Genomic DNA, 12,528 nt, shown 5'->3' with positions numbered 1-12,528 from the left:
AACTCAAATCCACACCACGGAGGTATTACCATGAAGACGTTCCTGTTCGGCGCCGCCTCGGCGCTTGCCCTTTCGACCGTGGTCGCAACCTCGGCCAGTGCCGGCGACGCGGTCACGCTGCAGCTCAAATGGGTGACCCAGGCCCAGTTCGCAGGCTATTATGTGGCGCTCGACAAGGGGTTCTATGAGGACGAAGGCCTCGATGTCACGATCAAACCGGGCGGTCCCGACATTGCACCCGCGCAGGTCATCGCCGGCGGCGGCGCCGATGTGGTGCTGGACTGGCTGCCCTCGGCGCTCGCCTCGCGCGAAAAGGGCCTGCCCATCGTCAACATTGCACAGCCCTACAAGTCCTCGGGGATGATGCTGACCTGCTGGAAAGACACCGGGATCACCAAGCCCGAGGATCTGCGCGGCAAGACCATCGGCGTCTGGTTCTTCGGCAACGAATACCCGTTCCTCAGCTGGATGAGCAAGCTTGGCATCCCGACCGACGGCAGCGATGGCGGCGTGACGGTGCTGAAACAGGGCTTCAACGTCGACCCGCTGCTGCAGCGCCAGGCCGACTGCATCAGCACCATGACCTATAACGAATACTGGCAGGTGATCGACGCGGGCGTTTCCCCCGACGAGCTGATCACCTTCAAGTACGAGGACATGGGCGTCGCGACGCTGGAAGACGGCATGTACGTGATGGAAGACAACCTGAAGGACCCGGCCTTTGTCGACGAGATGGTGCGCTTTGTCCGCGCCTCGATGAAGGGCTGGAAATGGGCCGAGGCAAACCCGGACGACGCCGCGATGATCGTGCTCGATTATGACGAGACCGGCGCCCAGACCGAGCATCACCAGAAGCAGATGATGAGCGAGGTTGCCAAGCTGACTGCCGGCTCGAACGGCGCGCTCGACCCGGCCGACTATCAGCGGACCGTCGAAACGCTCCTGAGCGGTGGCTCGGACCCGGTCATCACCAAAGAGCCCGAGGGCGCCTATACGCTCGAGATCACCGACAAGGCGCTGAACTGAGCCGCGGCCTGCACGCACGCGAAGGACGGCGCACGCCATGTGCGCCGTCCGACATTGCGCCCTGCCCTCGCCGGCGCGGCCAACGGAGTCCGCAATGTCCCTGCCGCTGATCTTCCTTGCCATGGCGATGGGCGCCATGATGTCGGTCTATCTGCCGATGATCTCGCGCAGCGCCCAGATCCTTGGCTCGGGACCTCTCGCCAACGTAGTCTTCTATGCGGTCGGATTGCTGACCTCGGTCGCACTTGCCCTCGCCACCGGCAGCCGTGCCCCCGATTTCGCGAAGATCCCGGGGCTTTCGCCCTGGCTTCTGACCTCGGGGGCGATGAGCGCGGTCATGATCCTCGGCTCGGCCTTTCTGGTGCCGCGGATCGGCATCGGTGGCTTTTTCGTGTTGATGGTGGCGGGTCAGATCCTTGCCGCGATGGTGTTCAGCCAGCTCGGCCTGTTCGGCGCCCCGGCGATGGAGCTGACCGCTGCCAAACTGCTGGGAGCCGCGATGGTGGTCGGCGGCGTCTGGCTGGTGACCTTCCGCTAAGACGCCGCCGCGGGCACCGAGCGCCCTCCTCAGGGCGTGTCGTTCCACATGTCCTGGCTCATGCGCCAGACGCCATCCGATTGCTTTTTCCAGACCACCAGGGTCTTGCCGCCGATCCGGCTTTCGCCGCCATCGGTTGGAACCATGATCGACCAGGTCCCGGTTTCGATTGCGGTGTCCCCAAGCACATCGACCGAGATCAACCCCAGCTCGAGCGAGTGTGCCGGGGAATCCATCACCGTCTGCCAGAAGTCGGCTATTGCCGCGCGCCCTTCGACCATCGGGGCGCCCGGCGGCAACAACCGGGCATCCTCGGCGAAAACGGCATTCGCCGCAGCCTGTCCGTCTCCGGCGTTGAACATTTCCTGCCAGCCTGCGATGGCGGCTTCGACCTCGGCCGCGCTGTCGGCCAATGCCGCCCCAAACGGCAATGCCGCCACGCAGATCGCGCCCGCTGCAGCCTTGACGAAATTCATGGTGTCCCCCCCCTGTAGCCACCCGCGCAGCCCTAGGATTGGCGTGTCCGGGTACGGCAACGGCCCTTCGGTCGGCCGAAGGATTCCGTAACGTAAATTACCACGGAAACGCCGCCCGCCCTATCGGACAAAGGCCCTGTGGGGCGAGGCACCTCGCCAACGAGACAGGGAGACAGGGAGACACAAAAAAACGCCCCGGAGAACCGGGGCGCTTCATAATTTCCTGACCGACTGGATCAGCCGCGTTCTTCGATGATTGTCACGAGATGCGGGATCTTGTTGACCATGCCGCGGATCGAGGGGGTGTCCTCAAGTTCGCGGGTCTTGTGCATCTTGTTCAGACCAAGACCGACGAGGACCTGGCGCTGTTTGGCCGGACGGCGGATCGGAGACCCGATCTGCTTGACGACGATGGTTTTTGCCATGTGTCCTACTCCTTACGCTTCGACCGCGTCGGCCGGAGCCTCGGCAGCAGGGGCTTCATCGCCGCGACGCAGGATGTCGGCCACTTTCTTGCCGCGACGCTGCGCGACCATACGGGGGCTGGTTTCCTGCTTCAGGCCGTCGATCGTGGCGCGAATCATGTTGTAGGGGTTCTGGGTGCCGATCGACTTGGCGACGACATCGCTGAGCCCCAGCATTTCGAACACGGCACGCATCGGACCACCGGCGATGATGCCGGTACCTTGCGGAGCCGAGCGCATCACGACGCGGCCCGCGCCATGGCGGCCCTCGATGTCATGGTGCAGCGTCCGACCCTCGCGCAGCGGCACGCGGATCATCTGACGCTTGGCTTGCTCGGTGGCCTTGCGGATGGCCTCGGGGACCTCCTTGGCCTTGCCCTTGCCAAAGCCGACGCGGCCCTTCTGGTCGCCCACGACGACGAGCGCGGCAAAGCCGAACCGCTTGCCGCCCTTGACGGTCTTGCTGACCCGGTTGATCGCGACGAGACGATCTGCAAATTCCGGGGTTTCCTCGCGGTCGCGGCGGTTGCCCCGGCGGTTGTCACGTTCTGCCATACGGCATTCCCTTTATCACGGCGCGAGGCGCCCTTTGTTGGTTCGATCCTGGTGGAGCCGCCGGAAGGACGGCATCCCCGGATCATCGGGGCGGCACAGGGCCGCCCGCACGATCAGAACTTCAGCCCGCCTTCACGCGCGGCTTCGGCCAGAGCCTTCACCTTGCCGTGGAAGAGGAAGCCACCACGATCGAAGTAGCACACCTCGATCCCGGCCGCCTTGGCGCGCTCCGCAATTGCGGCGCCCACTTTGGCCGCAGCCTCGACGTTGTTGTGACCGACCATACCGAGGTCCTTCTCGAGCGAGGAGGCCGCGGCGAGGGTTACGCCATTCACGTCGTCGATCAGCTGCACGCTGATGTTCTTGTTCGAGCGATGCACGCTGAGGCGCGGACGCCCGGCGTTCATCTTGCGAAGTTTGTTCCGGACGCGCAGGCGGCGCTTGAGGAACAGGTCCCGTTTGCTGTTTGCCATCTTTGTCGTCCTTACTTCTTCTTGCCTTCCTTGCGGAAGATAAACTCGCCCTTGTAGCGGATGCCCTTGCCCTTGTAGGGCTCGGGCGCACGCCACTCGCGGATGTTTGCGGCAACCTGCCCGACGACCTGGGCATCGACGCCTTCGACGACGATCTCGGTCAGTTTCGGGCAGACAACGGTCACACCGGCCGGAACCGCGAACTCAACATCGTGGCTATAGCCGAGGTTCAGCCTGAGCGTGTTGCCCTGCATCTGCGCCCGGTAGCCGACGCCCTGGATCTCAAGCTCGCGCTTGAAGCCCGTGGAGACGCCGGTGACGAGGTTCGCCACCATGCTGCGGGACATGCCCCACTGCTGGCGTGCACGCTTCGAGGTGCCACGCGGTTCCACCTTCACCTCGTTGTCGCCGACAATCAGGGTGACGTCGTCGGTCGCGGTGAAGCTCAGGGTGCCTTTCGGCCCCTTCACGGATATGGTCTGGCCAGCGACGGTCGCGGAGACGCCCGACGGCAGCTCGACCGGTTTCTTACCAATTCGAGACATTGTCAGACCTCCTTAGAAGACTGTGCAGAGCACTTCGCCGCCGACATTGGCGGTGCGTGCTGCAGTATCCGACATCACGCCCTTGGGGGTGGAGACGATCGAAACACCCAGGCCCTGACGGACCTGCGGAATCTCGTTCACACCCATGTAGACGCGACGACCGGGTTTGGAGACGCGCTTGATTTCGCGGATCACCGGGGTGCCGTCGAAATACTTCAAGCTGATCTCGATTTCGGGATGCTGGGTCCCTTCGAGGTTCGTCCAGCCGCGGATGTAGCCTTCCGACGTCAGCACGTCGAGGACCCAGGCGCGAAGCTTGGAAGCAGGGGTGCGAACCGTGGACTTGCCACGCATCTGCGCATTGCGGATGCGGGTCAACATATCACCAAGAGGATCGTTCATGTGCTTTCCCCCTTACCAGCTCGACTTGACCATGCCGGGGATCTGCCCTTGCGAGGCGAGGTCCCGGAGCGCGATCCGGCTCATCTTCAGCTTGCGGTAGTACGCCTTGGGGCGCCCCGAAATCTGGCAGCGGTTGTGAAGACGGGTTGCCGAGGAGTTGCGCGGCAGCTTCGCCAGTTTCAGGCGGGCCTTGAAGCGCTCTTCCATCGGAAGCGAGTCGTCATTCGCGATAACTTTCAGCGCGACACGCTTGGTGGCGTATTGCTCAACCAGCTTCTGGCGCTTTTTCTCGCGTTCAATCATCGATTTTTTAGCCATCGGTCGAATTCCCTCAGCTGTTGAACGGCATGTTGAAATGCTTCAACAGCGCCTTGGCTTCCGCGTCGGTGGATGCGGTGGTGCAGATGACGATATCCATCCCCCAGGACTCATCGACCTTGTCGAAGTCGATCTCGGGGAAAACGATATGTTCCTTGAGCCCCATGGCATAGTTGCCACGGCCGTCGAACGACTTGCCCGAGAGGCCGCGGAAGTCGCGGACGCGGGGCAGTGCGACGGTGATCAGGCGATCGAGGAATTCGTACATCCGGTCGCCACGCAGCGTCACCTTGGCGCCAAGAGGCATGCCTTCACGGACCCGGAAGGTCGCGATCGACTTCTTGGCCATAGTGACGACGGCACGCTGGCCGGCGATGGTGCTCAGATCGTCGGCGGCCGACTTGGCCTTCTTCGAATCCTTCACCGACTCGGTGCCGGCACCGATGTTCAGCACGATCTTCTCGAGCTTCGGGATCATCATCTCGTTCTTGTACGAGAATTCTTCCTTCAGCGCCGGACGGATCGTTTCCCGAAAGAACGTCTTCAGGCGCGGGGTGTAGGTCGCTGTGTCAAGCATCGATCACGTCCCCCGTGGTCTTGGCGAAACGCACCTTCTTGTCACCGTCAATGCGGAAGCCGACGCGGGTCGGTTTGCCGTTGGCGTCAACGAGGGCGAGGTTGGACAGATCGATCGGCACTGCCTTGGCAATGCGGCCGCCCTGCGAATTCTGGCTCTGGCGCTGGTGGCGGATGGCGATGTTCACGCCCTCGACAACGGCCTTGCCGGTCTTGGGGCTGACGGCCTGGATCTCGCCGGTACGGCCCTTGTCCTTGCCGGCCAGCACGATGACCTTGTCACCCTTGCGGAGTTTGGCAGCCATTACAGCACCTCCGGAGCGAGCGAGATGATCTTCATGAAGTTCTTGGCGCGCAGTTCGCGCACAACCGGACCAAAGATCCGGGTGCCGATCGGCTCGCCCGAGTTGTTGAGGATCACCGCGGCATTGCGGTCGAAGCGAATGGCGGTGCCATCCTCGCGACGCACTTCCTTGGCGGTACGGACGACAACGGCTTTACGCACGTCGCCCTTCTTGACGCGGCCACGCGGGATCGCTTCCTTGACCGACACCACGATGATGTCGCCCACGGAGGCATATTTCCGCTTGGATCCGCCCAGAACCTTGATGCACTGCACCCGGCGAGCACCGGAGTTGTCAGCGACATCCAGATTGGTCTGCATCTGGATCATAGGGTTACTCCCGACCTTTGGGGGCTGTTCTTGCTCTTCCCCCCAGGGTTTCGATCATGCCGGATGTGGCTTCGGCCTAGACGGCCGAGACCACCTCCCAGCGCTTGGTTTTCGAAATCGGCGCACATTCCTGGATGCGGACGGTATCGCCGATCTTGAATTCGTTCTTCGCGTCGTGCGCCCGGTACTTCTTGGACGAGCGGACGGTCTTGTGCAGCAGCGGGTGCTTGTAGCGGCGTTCGACCAGAACCGTGACGGTCTGTTCGTTCTGATCGCTGGTCACGGTGCCTTGCAGGATACGTTTGGGCATAGTCTCAGGCCTCCGTGCTTGCAGCGGCCGCGGCCGCCTTTTCGTTGAGGACGGTCTTGACGCGGGCTACATCGCGGCGCACCTGACGCACACGGGCAGTGTTCTCGGTTGCGCCGGTGGCCTTCTGGAAGCGCAGGTTGAAGGCTTCCTTTTTCAGGCTGGCCAGCTGATCGCGCAGCTGATCCGGCGTCTTGTCACGCAGTTCTTTGGCGTTCATCGCCTTTTTTCCTTTTCCACATCACCGGAAGGCCCCCTTGAGAGGGTCACCCTGATTCCAGTGGAGTTCATGATGAGCGGCTCACATAGTTCCATACGGCCCGCGAAGCAAGGACTGTTTGCAAACCATGGGGGAAATGGCCCTTTCAGCCGCCCAAGCGGCCCGATCGCGCCGCGTCATTGCGCAAATCGATCCGGGATCAGACTGACCGCCACGCACCGGCGACACCCGATCCGGTGGGCAGCTTGCCGGGTGCGCGCCGGACTCATTTGTCCAAAGACGGTCGAACCGGCCCCGCACCGGCCGCGGGCCTTGTCGTCCTGTCGCGCTGCCGTCGCGACGGCCCCCGGGCGGATCAACGTCGCGTCGTCGCCGTCCATCCGTCCAAACGCGCGTTCGCATACCCCGAACGGCAAAGGCCCCCCGGAAATCCGAAGGGCCCTTGCGAATTCTCGAACAGTCGCGGGACTTACCAGTCCTCGCGAACCACCAGACGGGTCTTGATCGGCAGCTTCATGGCCGCGAGGCGCAGGGCCTCCTTGGCGACCACTTCCGGCACGCCTTCGATCTCGAACATGATCCGGCCGGGTTTGACCCGGGCGGCCCAGTAATCGACCGACCCCTTGCCCTTACCCATCCGCACTTCGGTGGGCTTCGAGGTCACGGGGACATCCGGGAAGATCCGGATCCAGACCCGACCCTGCCGCTTCATGTGGCGGGTCAGCGCCCGGCGGGCAGCTTCGATCTGGCGCGCGGTGACGCGCTCGGGCTCTGTCGCCTTCAAGCCATAGTGGCCAAAGGCGAGCGAAAAGCCGCCCTTTGCTTCACCATGGATCCGGCCCTTGTGGAGCTTGCGGAATTTTGTGCGCTTCGGTTGCAGCATCTCGTTCTACTCCTTACCGGTCACGGTCGCGATCGCCGCGATCGCGACGACCACCACCGGCGCCACGCGGCGCGGGCCCATCCTGAAGCTCTTGGGCACGCCGATCACGAGCTGCGGGGTCGTGCTCCATGATCTCGCCCTTGAAGATATAGACCTTGATGCCAATGATGCCGTAGGGCGTCTTCGCCTCGGCCTGGGCATAGTCGATATCGGCGCGCAGCGTGTGCAGCGGCACTCGGCCCTCGCGGTACCATTCGGTCCGCGCGATCTCGGCGCCGCCAAGACGGCCGCCGACGTTGACCCGGATCCCGAGCGCACCCATGCGCATGGCGTTCTGAACCGACCGCTTCATGGCACGGCGGAACGACACCCTGCGTTCCAGCTGCTGGGCGATCGACTCGGCCACCAGTTGGGCGTCAAGCTCCGGCTTGCGGATCTCGACGATGTTGAGATGCAGTTCGGACGGGGTCATCTTGGCCAGCTTCTTGCGAAGCACCTCGATGTCCGCGCCCTTCTTGCCGATGATGACACCCGGACGGGCGGTGTGGATCGTCACCCGGCACTTCTTGTGCGGGCGCTCGATGATCACCTTGGAGATACCGGCCTGCTTGCATTCCTTGCCGATGAAATCGCGGATCGCGATGTCTTCGAGCAGCAGGTTTCCGTAATCCTTGGTGTCGGCATACCAGCGGCTGTCCCAGGTACGGTTCACCTGAAGACGCATGCCGATCGGATTGACTTTATGACCCATTAGGCTTGCTCCTCGACCTGGCGGACCGTGATGGTAAGCTCCGAGAACGGCTTCATGATCTTGCCATAGCGGCCACGCGCCCGCGGGCGGCCACGCTTGAGCGTCATGTTCTTGCCGACATAGGCCTCGGCGACGATCAGTTCGTCGACGTCCAGGTTGTGGTTGTTCTCGGCGTTGGCGATCGCGGACTGAAGACACTTCTTCACGTCCTCGGCGATCCGGCGCTTCGAGAAGGTCAGGTCCACGAGGGCCTTTTCGACCTTCTTGCCGCGGATCATCGCTGCCACCAGGTTCAGTTTCTGAGGAGAGGTCCGCAGCATGCGCAGCTTGGCCATCGCCTCGTTATCCGCCACGCGGCGGGGATTCTTTTCCTTGCCCATGGCCGATTACTTCCTCTTGGCTTTCTTGTCCGCCGCGTGGCCATAGTAGGTCCGGGTCGGAGCGTACTCGCCGAACTTCTGGCCGATCATGTCTTCAGAGACCGCCACGGTGATGTGTTTCTGACCGTTGTAGACACCAAAGGTCAGGCCGACGAATTGCGGCAGGATGGTGGAGCGGCGCGACCAGATCTTGATGACCTCGTTGCGGCCGGACTCGCGGGATTTCTCGGCCTTCTTCAGGACATAGCTGTCGACGAAGGGGCCCTTCCAAACGGAACGCGACATGGATTAGCGACCCTTCTTCTTGGCGTGACGCGAGCGCAGGATGAGCTTCTGCGACGCCTTGTTGGTATTGCGGGTCCGGTGGCCCTTGGTCGGCTTGCCCCAGGGGGTAACCGGGTGACGGCCGCCCGAGGTCCGGCCTTCGCCGCCGCCGTGGGGGTGGTCGATGGGGTTCATGACCACACCGCGAACCGCCGGGCGCTTGCCCATGTGGCGGGTGCGCCCTGCCTTGCCGAAGTTCTGGTTGCTGTTGTCGGGGTTCGACACGGCACCGATGGTCGCCATGCATTCCTGCCGGACCAGACGCAGCTCGCCCGAGCTGAGACGGATCTGGGCATAGCCGCCGTCACGACCGACGAACTGGGCATAGGTCCCCGCGGCGCGCGCGATCTGACCGCCCTTGCCCGGCTTCATCTCGATATTGTGGACGATCGTACCGATCGGCATGCCCGAGAACGGCATCGCGTTGCCCGGTTTCACATCGACCTTGGTGCCCGAGACGACGCTGTCGCCGATGGCCAGACGCTGCGGCGCGAGGATATAGGACTGTTCGCCATCCTCGTACTTGATCAGCGCAATGAAGGCGGTCCGGTTCGGGTCGTATTCGATCCGCTCGACGGTCGCCGTAATGTCGTGCTTGGTGCGCTTGAAATCGACGATGCGATACAGACGCTTTGCTCCGCCGCCGCGGCGTCGTGCAGTAATCCGTCCGGTATTGTTCCGGCCGCCCTTCTTGCTCAAACCCTCGGTGAGGGACTTGACAGGACGTCCTTTCCACAGCTCCGAACGGTCGATCAGCACCAGCCCGCGCTGGCCCGGCGTCGTCGGCTTATACGACTTGAGTGCCATGCTTTCTGTCTTCCGTTAGCTTTGCGGGACTTTGCGCCCCGCTATGTTTGGGCCTTGAGGCCTGGGTATAGGGCCCTTTTGCGAGGTCCCCGGCTATCCGTTCCTGCGAACAAAGCCAAAGCCCCGGATCGCTCCGGGGCTCGGCGGATGGGCTCTGATATGGGAGCCACGGGGGCGGGTCAAGCGATTCCCGGCAAGAAGCGAGGCAACACCCCAACAAAACAAGCGCAACACCGGCCGTCCCAGGGTCGCAGCAATCCACGATCAGGCAAAGATCGACCGAAAGTGGTACTCCGTCGTCCAAATCTTCTCCGTTTGGCTTCGGAAGTTCCTTTCGACACGGCGAAATCTTCTTTCAGCTCTGTCTCTGTCGGTTTTGGCACCAGAGCCTATGTGTGCACTCCAATAGAAAGGGCCCCCGCCTTTCGGCAGGGGCCTCATTCTTCCGATCTGTCCCGGGCCTCAGAGGCCGGTGGAGACGTCGATCGTGTTGCCCTCTTCGAGCGTCACATAGGCTTTCTTGACGTCCTTGCGACGGCCGGGACGGCCGCGGAACCGCTTGACCTTGCCTTTGGTGATGGTCGTGTTGACGGCCTTCACCTTGACGCCGAACAGCCCCTCGACCGCTTCCTTGATCTGCGGCTTGTTGGACCCGATCGCCACTTCGAACACGACAGCATTGGCTTCGGATGCCATGGTCGCCTTCTCGGTGATGATCGGCTTGCGGATCACGTCGTAATATTCGGTCTTCACGCTCATTTCAGACGGGCCTCCAGAGCTTCGACACCGGCCCGCGTGATCACCAGGGTGTCACGCTTGAGGATGTCCATGACGTTGGCGCCGATCGAGGGCAGCAGGTCGAGACCTTCGATGTTCGCCGCGGCAAGCGCGAAGTTCTCGTCGATCTCGGCGCCGTCGATGATCAGCACCCGCTTCCAGCCCAGTTCCTTGATCTGCAGGGCCAGCAGCTTGGTCTTGGCTTCGGCCAGCGACGCGGATTCCAGCACGATCAGGTTGCCGGTCGCAGCCTTGGAGCTGAGCGCGTGCTTCAGACCAAGCGCCCGGACCTTCTTGGGAAGGTCATGGGCGTGGCTGCGCGGGGTCGGCCCCTTGTAGACGCCACCCTTGCGGAAGATCGGCGCGTTGCGGTCGCCGTGGCGTGCGCCACCGGTTCCCTTCTGGCGATAGATCTTCTTGGTCGAGTAGCTGGTTTCCGAGCGGGTCTTGACCTTGTGGGTTCCGGCCTGCGCCTTGTTGCGCTGCCAGCGGACCACACGGTGCAGGATGTCGGCACGCGGTTCCAGCCCGTAGATGTCGTCGGACAGGTCCACTTCGCCGGCAACGCCGCCGTCGAGTTTGATCACGTCGAGTTTCATTCTTCCGCACCCCCTTCGGCAGGCGCTTCAACGGGGGCTTCCGCAACTGGCGCATCGGCGACGGCAAGCGCCGTCTTGATAGCGGCCGGGAACGGAACGCCCTCGGGCAGCTTCTTCTTCACGGCGTCCTTGACCGTAACCCAGCCACCCTTGGAGCCCGGGACCGCACCCTTGACCATGATCAGGCCGCGGGTCGCGTCGATACGGACGACTTCCAGGTTCTGCGTGGTCACGCGGGCAGCGCCCATGTGACCGGCCATCTTCTTGCCCTTGAACACCCGGCCCGGATCCTGACACTGACCGGTCGAACCGTGCGAACGGTGCGAGATCGACACACCGTGGCTGGCCCGCAGACCGCCAAAGTTGTGCCGCTTCATGGCACCCTGGAAGCCCTTGCCGATCGAGGTTCCGCTGACGTCGACCTTCTGGCCGGCGACATAATGCTCGGCCGAGATCTCGGCACCGACCTCGATCAGGTTCTCGGGATCGACGCGGAATTCGGCCAGCTTGCGCTTGGGCGCCACGCTCGCCTTGGCGAAGTGGCCGCGCATCGGCTGGCTGGTCCGCTTGGCCTTGGCCAGGCCCGCACCGAGCTGAACGGCGGTATAGCCGTCGCGCTCGACCGTGCGCTGGTCGACGACCTGCAGGTTGTCGAGTTGAAGCACGGTCACCGGAACCTGGCGGCCGTCCTCCATGAACAGGCGGGTCATGCCCACCTTCTTTGCGATAACTCCAGAGCGCATTTCTCGTGCCCTCCTCAGTTCAGCTTGATTTCGACATCGACGCCCGCCGCGAGGTCGAGCTTCATCAGCGCGTCCACGGTCTGGGGTGTCGGGTCCACGATGTCCAGCAGACGCTTGTGGGTGCGGATTTCCCACTGGTCGCGCGACTTCTTGTCGATGTGCGGGCCCCGGAGGACCGTGAACTTCTCGATCTTGTTCGGCAGCGGGATCGGGCCGCGCACCGTGGCGCCCGTCCGTTTGGCGGTGTTCACGATTTCCTGGGTGCTGGCGTCCAGCACACGGTAGTCGAACGCCTTCAGCCGAATGCGAATATTCTGGCTCTGCATTTTTGGTCAGCCTTGTTTTCGGCATTGGAGTTGAGAGGTCGAAGGCGGCTCATCCGCATCCCACGTCGAACTCTGGGAATAGCGCGGGGCGGGCTCGTCGGAGCCCACCCCGGTGTAGATCGGGGGCGGCGCGCAGCCGCCGTCCCGTTATTCGATGATCTTGCTGACCACGCCGGCGCCGACGGTACGGCCGCCTTCACGGATGGCGAAGCGCAGTTTTTCTTCCATCGCGATCGGGGCGATCAGCTCGACGGTGAAGCTGACGTTGTCGCCCGGCATCACCATTTCGGTGCCTTCGGCCAGCGTCACGGTGCCGGTCACGTCGGTGGTGCGGAAGTAGAACTGCGGACGGTAGTTGGCGAAGA

The 12,528-nt window shown here is 63.1% G+C and carries 23 protein-coding genes and 1 pseudogene; 2 read left to right on the top strand and 22 right to left on the bottom strand.

Annotated elements, in window-relative coordinates; translation table 11 throughout:
- Positions 1-30: 30 nt before the first annotated feature.
- Positions 31-1,026: an ABC transporter substrate-binding protein gene (locus tag DQG17_RS12590; RefSeq protein ID WP_116133211.1), complete on the top strand. Its 996-nt coding sequence runs from the start codon at positions 31-33 to the stop codon at positions 1,024-1,026.
- A 94-nt stretch (positions 1,027-1,120) separates the two neighbouring features.
- Positions 1,121-1,564 (top strand): DMT family transporter, encoded by a 444-nt coding sequence (locus tag DQG17_RS12585; RefSeq protein WP_157973604.1) that lies wholly within the window; start codon positions 1,121-1,123, stop codon positions 1,562-1,564.
- A 29-nt stretch (positions 1,565-1,593) separates the two neighbouring features.
- Here the strand turns inward: DQG17_RS12585 and DQG17_RS12580 are convergent, their stop codons facing one another.
- The 22 genes and pseudogenes from DQG17_RS12580 to tuf form a co-directional block, all read right to left on the bottom strand.
- On the bottom strand, positions 1,594-2,040 hold the full coding sequence (locus DQG17_RS12580; protein ID WP_116133209.1) for an SgcJ/EcaC family oxidoreductase: 447 nt from the start codon (positions 2,038-2,040) through the stop codon (positions 1,594-1,596).
- Between the two features lie 236 nt (positions 2,041-2,276).
- The gene (gene rpmD, locus DQG17_RS12575) at positions 2,277-2,465 is read right to left on the bottom strand and encodes a 50S ribosomal protein L30 (protein ID WP_116133208.1); all 189 of its coding nucleotides are present in this window, start codon (positions 2,463-2,465) and stop codon (positions 2,277-2,279) included.
- A 12-nt stretch (positions 2,466-2,477) separates the two neighbouring features.
- Positions 2,478-3,059 (bottom strand): 30S ribosomal protein S5, encoded by a 582-nt coding sequence (gene rpsE / locus DQG17_RS12570; protein ID WP_116133207.1) that lies wholly within the window; start codon positions 3,057-3,059, stop codon positions 2,478-2,480.
- Between the two features lie 113 nt (positions 3,060-3,172).
- Complete coding sequence (gene rplR, locus DQG17_RS12565) at positions 3,173-3,532, bottom strand: 50S ribosomal protein L18 (RefSeq protein ID WP_116133206.1); 360 nt, start codon at positions 3,530-3,532, stop codon at positions 3,173-3,175.
- A gap of 11 nt (positions 3,533-3,543) precedes the next feature.
- The gene (gene rplF, locus DQG17_RS12560) at positions 3,544-4,077 is read right to left on the bottom strand and encodes a 50S ribosomal protein L6 (protein WP_116133205.1); all 534 of its coding nucleotides are present in this window, start codon (positions 4,075-4,077) and stop codon (positions 3,544-3,546) included.
- A gap of 12 nt (positions 4,078-4,089) precedes the next feature.
- Positions 4,090-4,479, bottom strand: a complete 390-nt coding sequence (rpsH, locus tag DQG17_RS12555) for a 30S ribosomal protein S8 (protein WP_116133204.1) — start codon at positions 4,477-4,479, stop codon at positions 4,090-4,092.
- A gap of 12 nt (positions 4,480-4,491) precedes the next feature.
- Positions 4,492-4,797 carry a 30S ribosomal protein S14 gene (rpsN, locus tag DQG17_RS12550; protein WP_116133203.1) on the bottom strand — a complete coding sequence of 102 codons (306 nt, stop codon included), beginning with the start codon at positions 4,795-4,797 and terminating at the stop codon, positions 4,492-4,494.
- A 13-nt stretch (positions 4,798-4,810) separates the two neighbouring features.
- Entirely contained in the window at positions 4,811-5,374 is a 564-nt protein-coding gene (rplE, locus tag DQG17_RS12545) for a 50S ribosomal protein L5 (protein ID WP_116133202.1), read from the bottom strand.
- Positions 5,367-5,678, bottom strand: coding sequence for a 50S ribosomal protein L24 (gene rplX, locus DQG17_RS12540; protein WP_116133201.1), 312 nt, complete (start codon positions 5,676-5,678; stop codon positions 5,367-5,369). Before rplX ends, rplE begins: the two co-directional genes overlap by 8 nt.
- Positions 5,678-6,046: a 50S ribosomal protein L14 gene (gene rplN / locus DQG17_RS12535; RefSeq protein ID WP_116133200.1), complete on the bottom strand. Its 369-nt coding sequence runs from the start codon at positions 6,044-6,046 to the stop codon at positions 5,678-5,680. The genes rplX and rplN overlap by 1 nt, the downstream gene beginning before the upstream one ends.
- A gap of 76 nt (positions 6,047-6,122) precedes the next feature.
- Entirely contained in the window at positions 6,123-6,356 is a 234-nt protein-coding gene (gene rpsQ, locus DQG17_RS12530) for a 30S ribosomal protein S17 (RefSeq protein WP_116133199.1), read from the bottom strand.
- 4 nt (positions 6,357-6,360) lie between these two features.
- A complete protein-coding gene (gene rpmC, locus DQG17_RS12525) occupies positions 6,361-6,573 on the bottom strand; it encodes a 50S ribosomal protein L29 (RefSeq protein ID WP_116133198.1) in 213 nt (70 codons plus the stop codon).
- A gap of 469 nt (positions 6,574-7,042) precedes the next feature.
- Complete coding sequence (gene rplP / locus DQG17_RS12520; RefSeq protein ID WP_116133197.1) at positions 7,043-7,456, bottom strand: 50S ribosomal protein L16; 414 nt, start codon at positions 7,454-7,456, stop codon at positions 7,043-7,045.
- Positions 7,457-7,469: 13 nt separating this feature from the next.
- Complete coding sequence (rpsC, locus tag DQG17_RS12515) at positions 7,470-8,207, bottom strand: 30S ribosomal protein S3 (RefSeq protein WP_116133196.1); 738 nt, start codon at positions 8,205-8,207, stop codon at positions 7,470-7,472.
- Positions 8,207-8,587 carry a 50S ribosomal protein L22 gene (gene rplV, locus DQG17_RS12510; RefSeq protein ID WP_116133195.1) on the bottom strand — a complete coding sequence of 127 codons (381 nt, stop codon included), beginning with the start codon at positions 8,585-8,587 and terminating at the stop codon, positions 8,207-8,209. The genes rpsC and rplV overlap by 1 nt, the downstream gene beginning before the upstream one ends.
- A gap of 6 nt (positions 8,588-8,593) precedes the next feature.
- Positions 8,594-8,872 (bottom strand): 30S ribosomal protein S19, encoded by a 279-nt coding sequence (gene rpsS, locus DQG17_RS12505; protein ID WP_116133194.1) that lies wholly within the window; start codon positions 8,870-8,872, stop codon positions 8,594-8,596.
- A 3-nt stretch (positions 8,873-8,875) separates the two neighbouring features.
- The gene (gene rplB, locus DQG17_RS12500) at positions 8,876-9,718 is read right to left on the bottom strand and encodes a 50S ribosomal protein L2 (protein ID WP_116133193.1); all 843 of its coding nucleotides are present in this window, start codon (positions 9,716-9,718) and stop codon (positions 8,876-8,878) included.
- A gap of 462 nt (positions 9,719-10,180) precedes the next feature.
- On the bottom strand, positions 10,181-10,477 hold the full coding sequence (locus DQG17_RS12495; RefSeq protein WP_116133192.1) for a 50S ribosomal protein L23: 297 nt from the start codon (positions 10,475-10,477) through the stop codon (positions 10,181-10,183).
- Positions 10,474-11,094 carry a 50S ribosomal protein L4 gene (gene rplD, locus DQG17_RS12490; RefSeq protein WP_116133191.1) on the bottom strand — a complete coding sequence of 207 codons (621 nt, stop codon included), beginning with the start codon at positions 11,092-11,094 and terminating at the stop codon, positions 10,474-10,476. Before rplD ends, DQG17_RS12495 begins: the two co-directional genes overlap by 4 nt.
- Positions 11,091-11,837: a 50S ribosomal protein L3 gene (gene rplC / locus DQG17_RS12485; RefSeq protein ID WP_116133190.1), complete on the bottom strand. Its 747-nt coding sequence runs from the start codon at positions 11,835-11,837 to the stop codon at positions 11,091-11,093. The genes rplD and rplC overlap by 4 nt, the downstream gene beginning before the upstream one ends.
- Before the next feature lie 14 nt (positions 11,838-11,851).
- Positions 11,852-12,163, bottom strand: a complete 312-nt coding sequence (gene rpsJ / locus DQG17_RS12480; protein ID WP_116133189.1) for a 30S ribosomal protein S10 — start codon at positions 12,161-12,163, stop codon at positions 11,852-11,854.
- A gap of 147 nt (positions 12,164-12,310) precedes the next feature.
- Positions 12,311-12,528 (bottom strand): annotated as a pseudogene (gene tuf, locus DQG17_RS12475) (elongation factor Tu); the annotation flags it as partial.

Source organism: Tropicimonas sp. IMCC34043 (genome assembly GCF_003390845.1).
Classification (GTDB): Bacteria; Pseudomonadota; Alphaproteobacteria; order Rhodobacterales; family Rhodobacteraceae; genus Tropicimonas.
Note: the sequence above shows the minus strand (reverse complement) of the source record. Positions and strands in the feature narration are given on the sequence as shown.

Excerpts from the sequence above, each read along its gene's own strand:
- rpsC (WP_116133196.1), bottom strand. The coding sequence starts at position 8,207 with ATGGGTCATAAAGTCAATCCGATCGGCATGCGTCTTCAGGTGAACCGT.
- rplB (WP_116133193.1), bottom strand. The coding sequence starts at position 9,718 with ATGGCACTCAAGTCGTATAAGCCGACGACGCCGGGCCAGCGCGGGCTG.
- rpsQ (WP_116133199.1), bottom strand. The coding sequence starts at position 6,356 with ATGCCCAAACGTATCCTGCAAGGCACCGTGACCAGCGATCAGAACGAA.
- DQG17_RS12585 (WP_157973604.1), top strand. The coding sequence starts at position 1,121 with ATGTCCCTGCCGCTGATCTTCCTTGCCATGGCGATGGGCGCCATGATG.
- rplD (WP_116133191.1), bottom strand. The coding sequence starts at position 11,094 with ATGAAACTCGACGTGATCAAACTCGACGGCGGCGTTGCCGGCGAAGTG.
- rplC (WP_116133190.1), bottom strand. The coding sequence starts at position 11,837 with ATGCGCTCTGGAGTTATCGCAAAGAAGGTGGGCATGACCCGCCTGTTC.
- rplV (WP_116133195.1), bottom strand. The coding sequence starts at position 8,587 with ATGGGCAAGGAAAAGAATCCCCGCCGCGTGGCGGATAACGAGGCGATG.
- rpsS (WP_116133194.1), bottom strand. The coding sequence starts at position 8,872 with ATGTCGCGTTCCGTTTGGAAGGGCCCCTTCGTCGACAGCTATGTCCTG.
- rpmD (WP_116133208.1), bottom strand. The coding sequence starts at position 2,465 with ATGGCAAAAACCATCGTCGTCAAGCAGATCGGGTCTCCGATCCGCCGT.
- rplR (WP_116133206.1), bottom strand. The coding sequence starts at position 3,532 with ATGGCAAACAGCAAACGGGACCTGTTCCTCAAGCGCCGCCTGCGCGTC.
- DQG17_RS12580 (WP_116133209.1), bottom strand. The coding sequence starts at position 2,040 with ATGAATTTCGTCAAGGCTGCAGCGGGCGCGATCTGCGTGGCGGCATTG.
- rpmC (WP_116133198.1), bottom strand. The coding sequence starts at position 6,573 with ATGAACGCCAAAGAACTGCGTGACAAGACGCCGGATCAGCTGCGCGAT.
- rpsH (WP_116133204.1), bottom strand. The coding sequence starts at position 4,479 with ATGAACGATCCTCTTGGTGATATGTTGACCCGCATCCGCAATGCGCAG.
- rpsJ (WP_116133189.1), bottom strand. The coding sequence starts at position 12,163 with ATGCAGAGCCAGAATATTCGCATTCGGCTGAAGGCGTTCGACTACCGT.
- rpsN (WP_116133203.1), bottom strand. The coding sequence starts at position 4,797 with ATGGCTAAAAAATCGATGATTGAACGCGAGAAAAAGCGCCAGAAGCTG.
- rplN (WP_116133200.1), bottom strand. The coding sequence starts at position 6,046 with ATGATCCAGATGCAGACCAATCTGGATGTCGCTGACAACTCCGGTGCT.
- rplE (WP_116133202.1), bottom strand. The coding sequence starts at position 5,374 with ATGCTTGACACAGCGACCTACACCCCGCGCCTGAAGACGTTCTTTCGG.
- rplP (WP_116133197.1), bottom strand. The coding sequence starts at position 7,456 with ATGCTGCAACCGAAGCGCACAAAATTCCGCAAGCTCCACAAGGGCCGG.
- DQG17_RS12495 (WP_116133192.1), bottom strand. The coding sequence starts at position 10,477 with ATGAGCGTGAAGACCGAATATTACGACGTGATCCGCAAGCCGATCATC.
- DQG17_RS12590 (WP_116133211.1), top strand. The coding sequence starts at position 31 with ATGAAGACGTTCCTGTTCGGCGCCGCCTCGGCGCTTGCCCTTTCGACC.
- rplX (WP_116133201.1), bottom strand. The coding sequence starts at position 5,678 with ATGGCTGCCAAACTCCGCAAGGGTGACAAGGTCATCGTGCTGGCCGGC.
- rpsE (WP_116133207.1), bottom strand. The coding sequence starts at position 3,059 with ATGGCAGAACGTGACAACCGCCGGGGCAACCGCCGCGACCGCGAGGAA.
- rplF (WP_116133205.1), bottom strand. The coding sequence starts at position 4,077 with ATGTCTCGAATTGGTAAGAAACCGGTCGAGCTGCCGTCGGGCGTCTCC.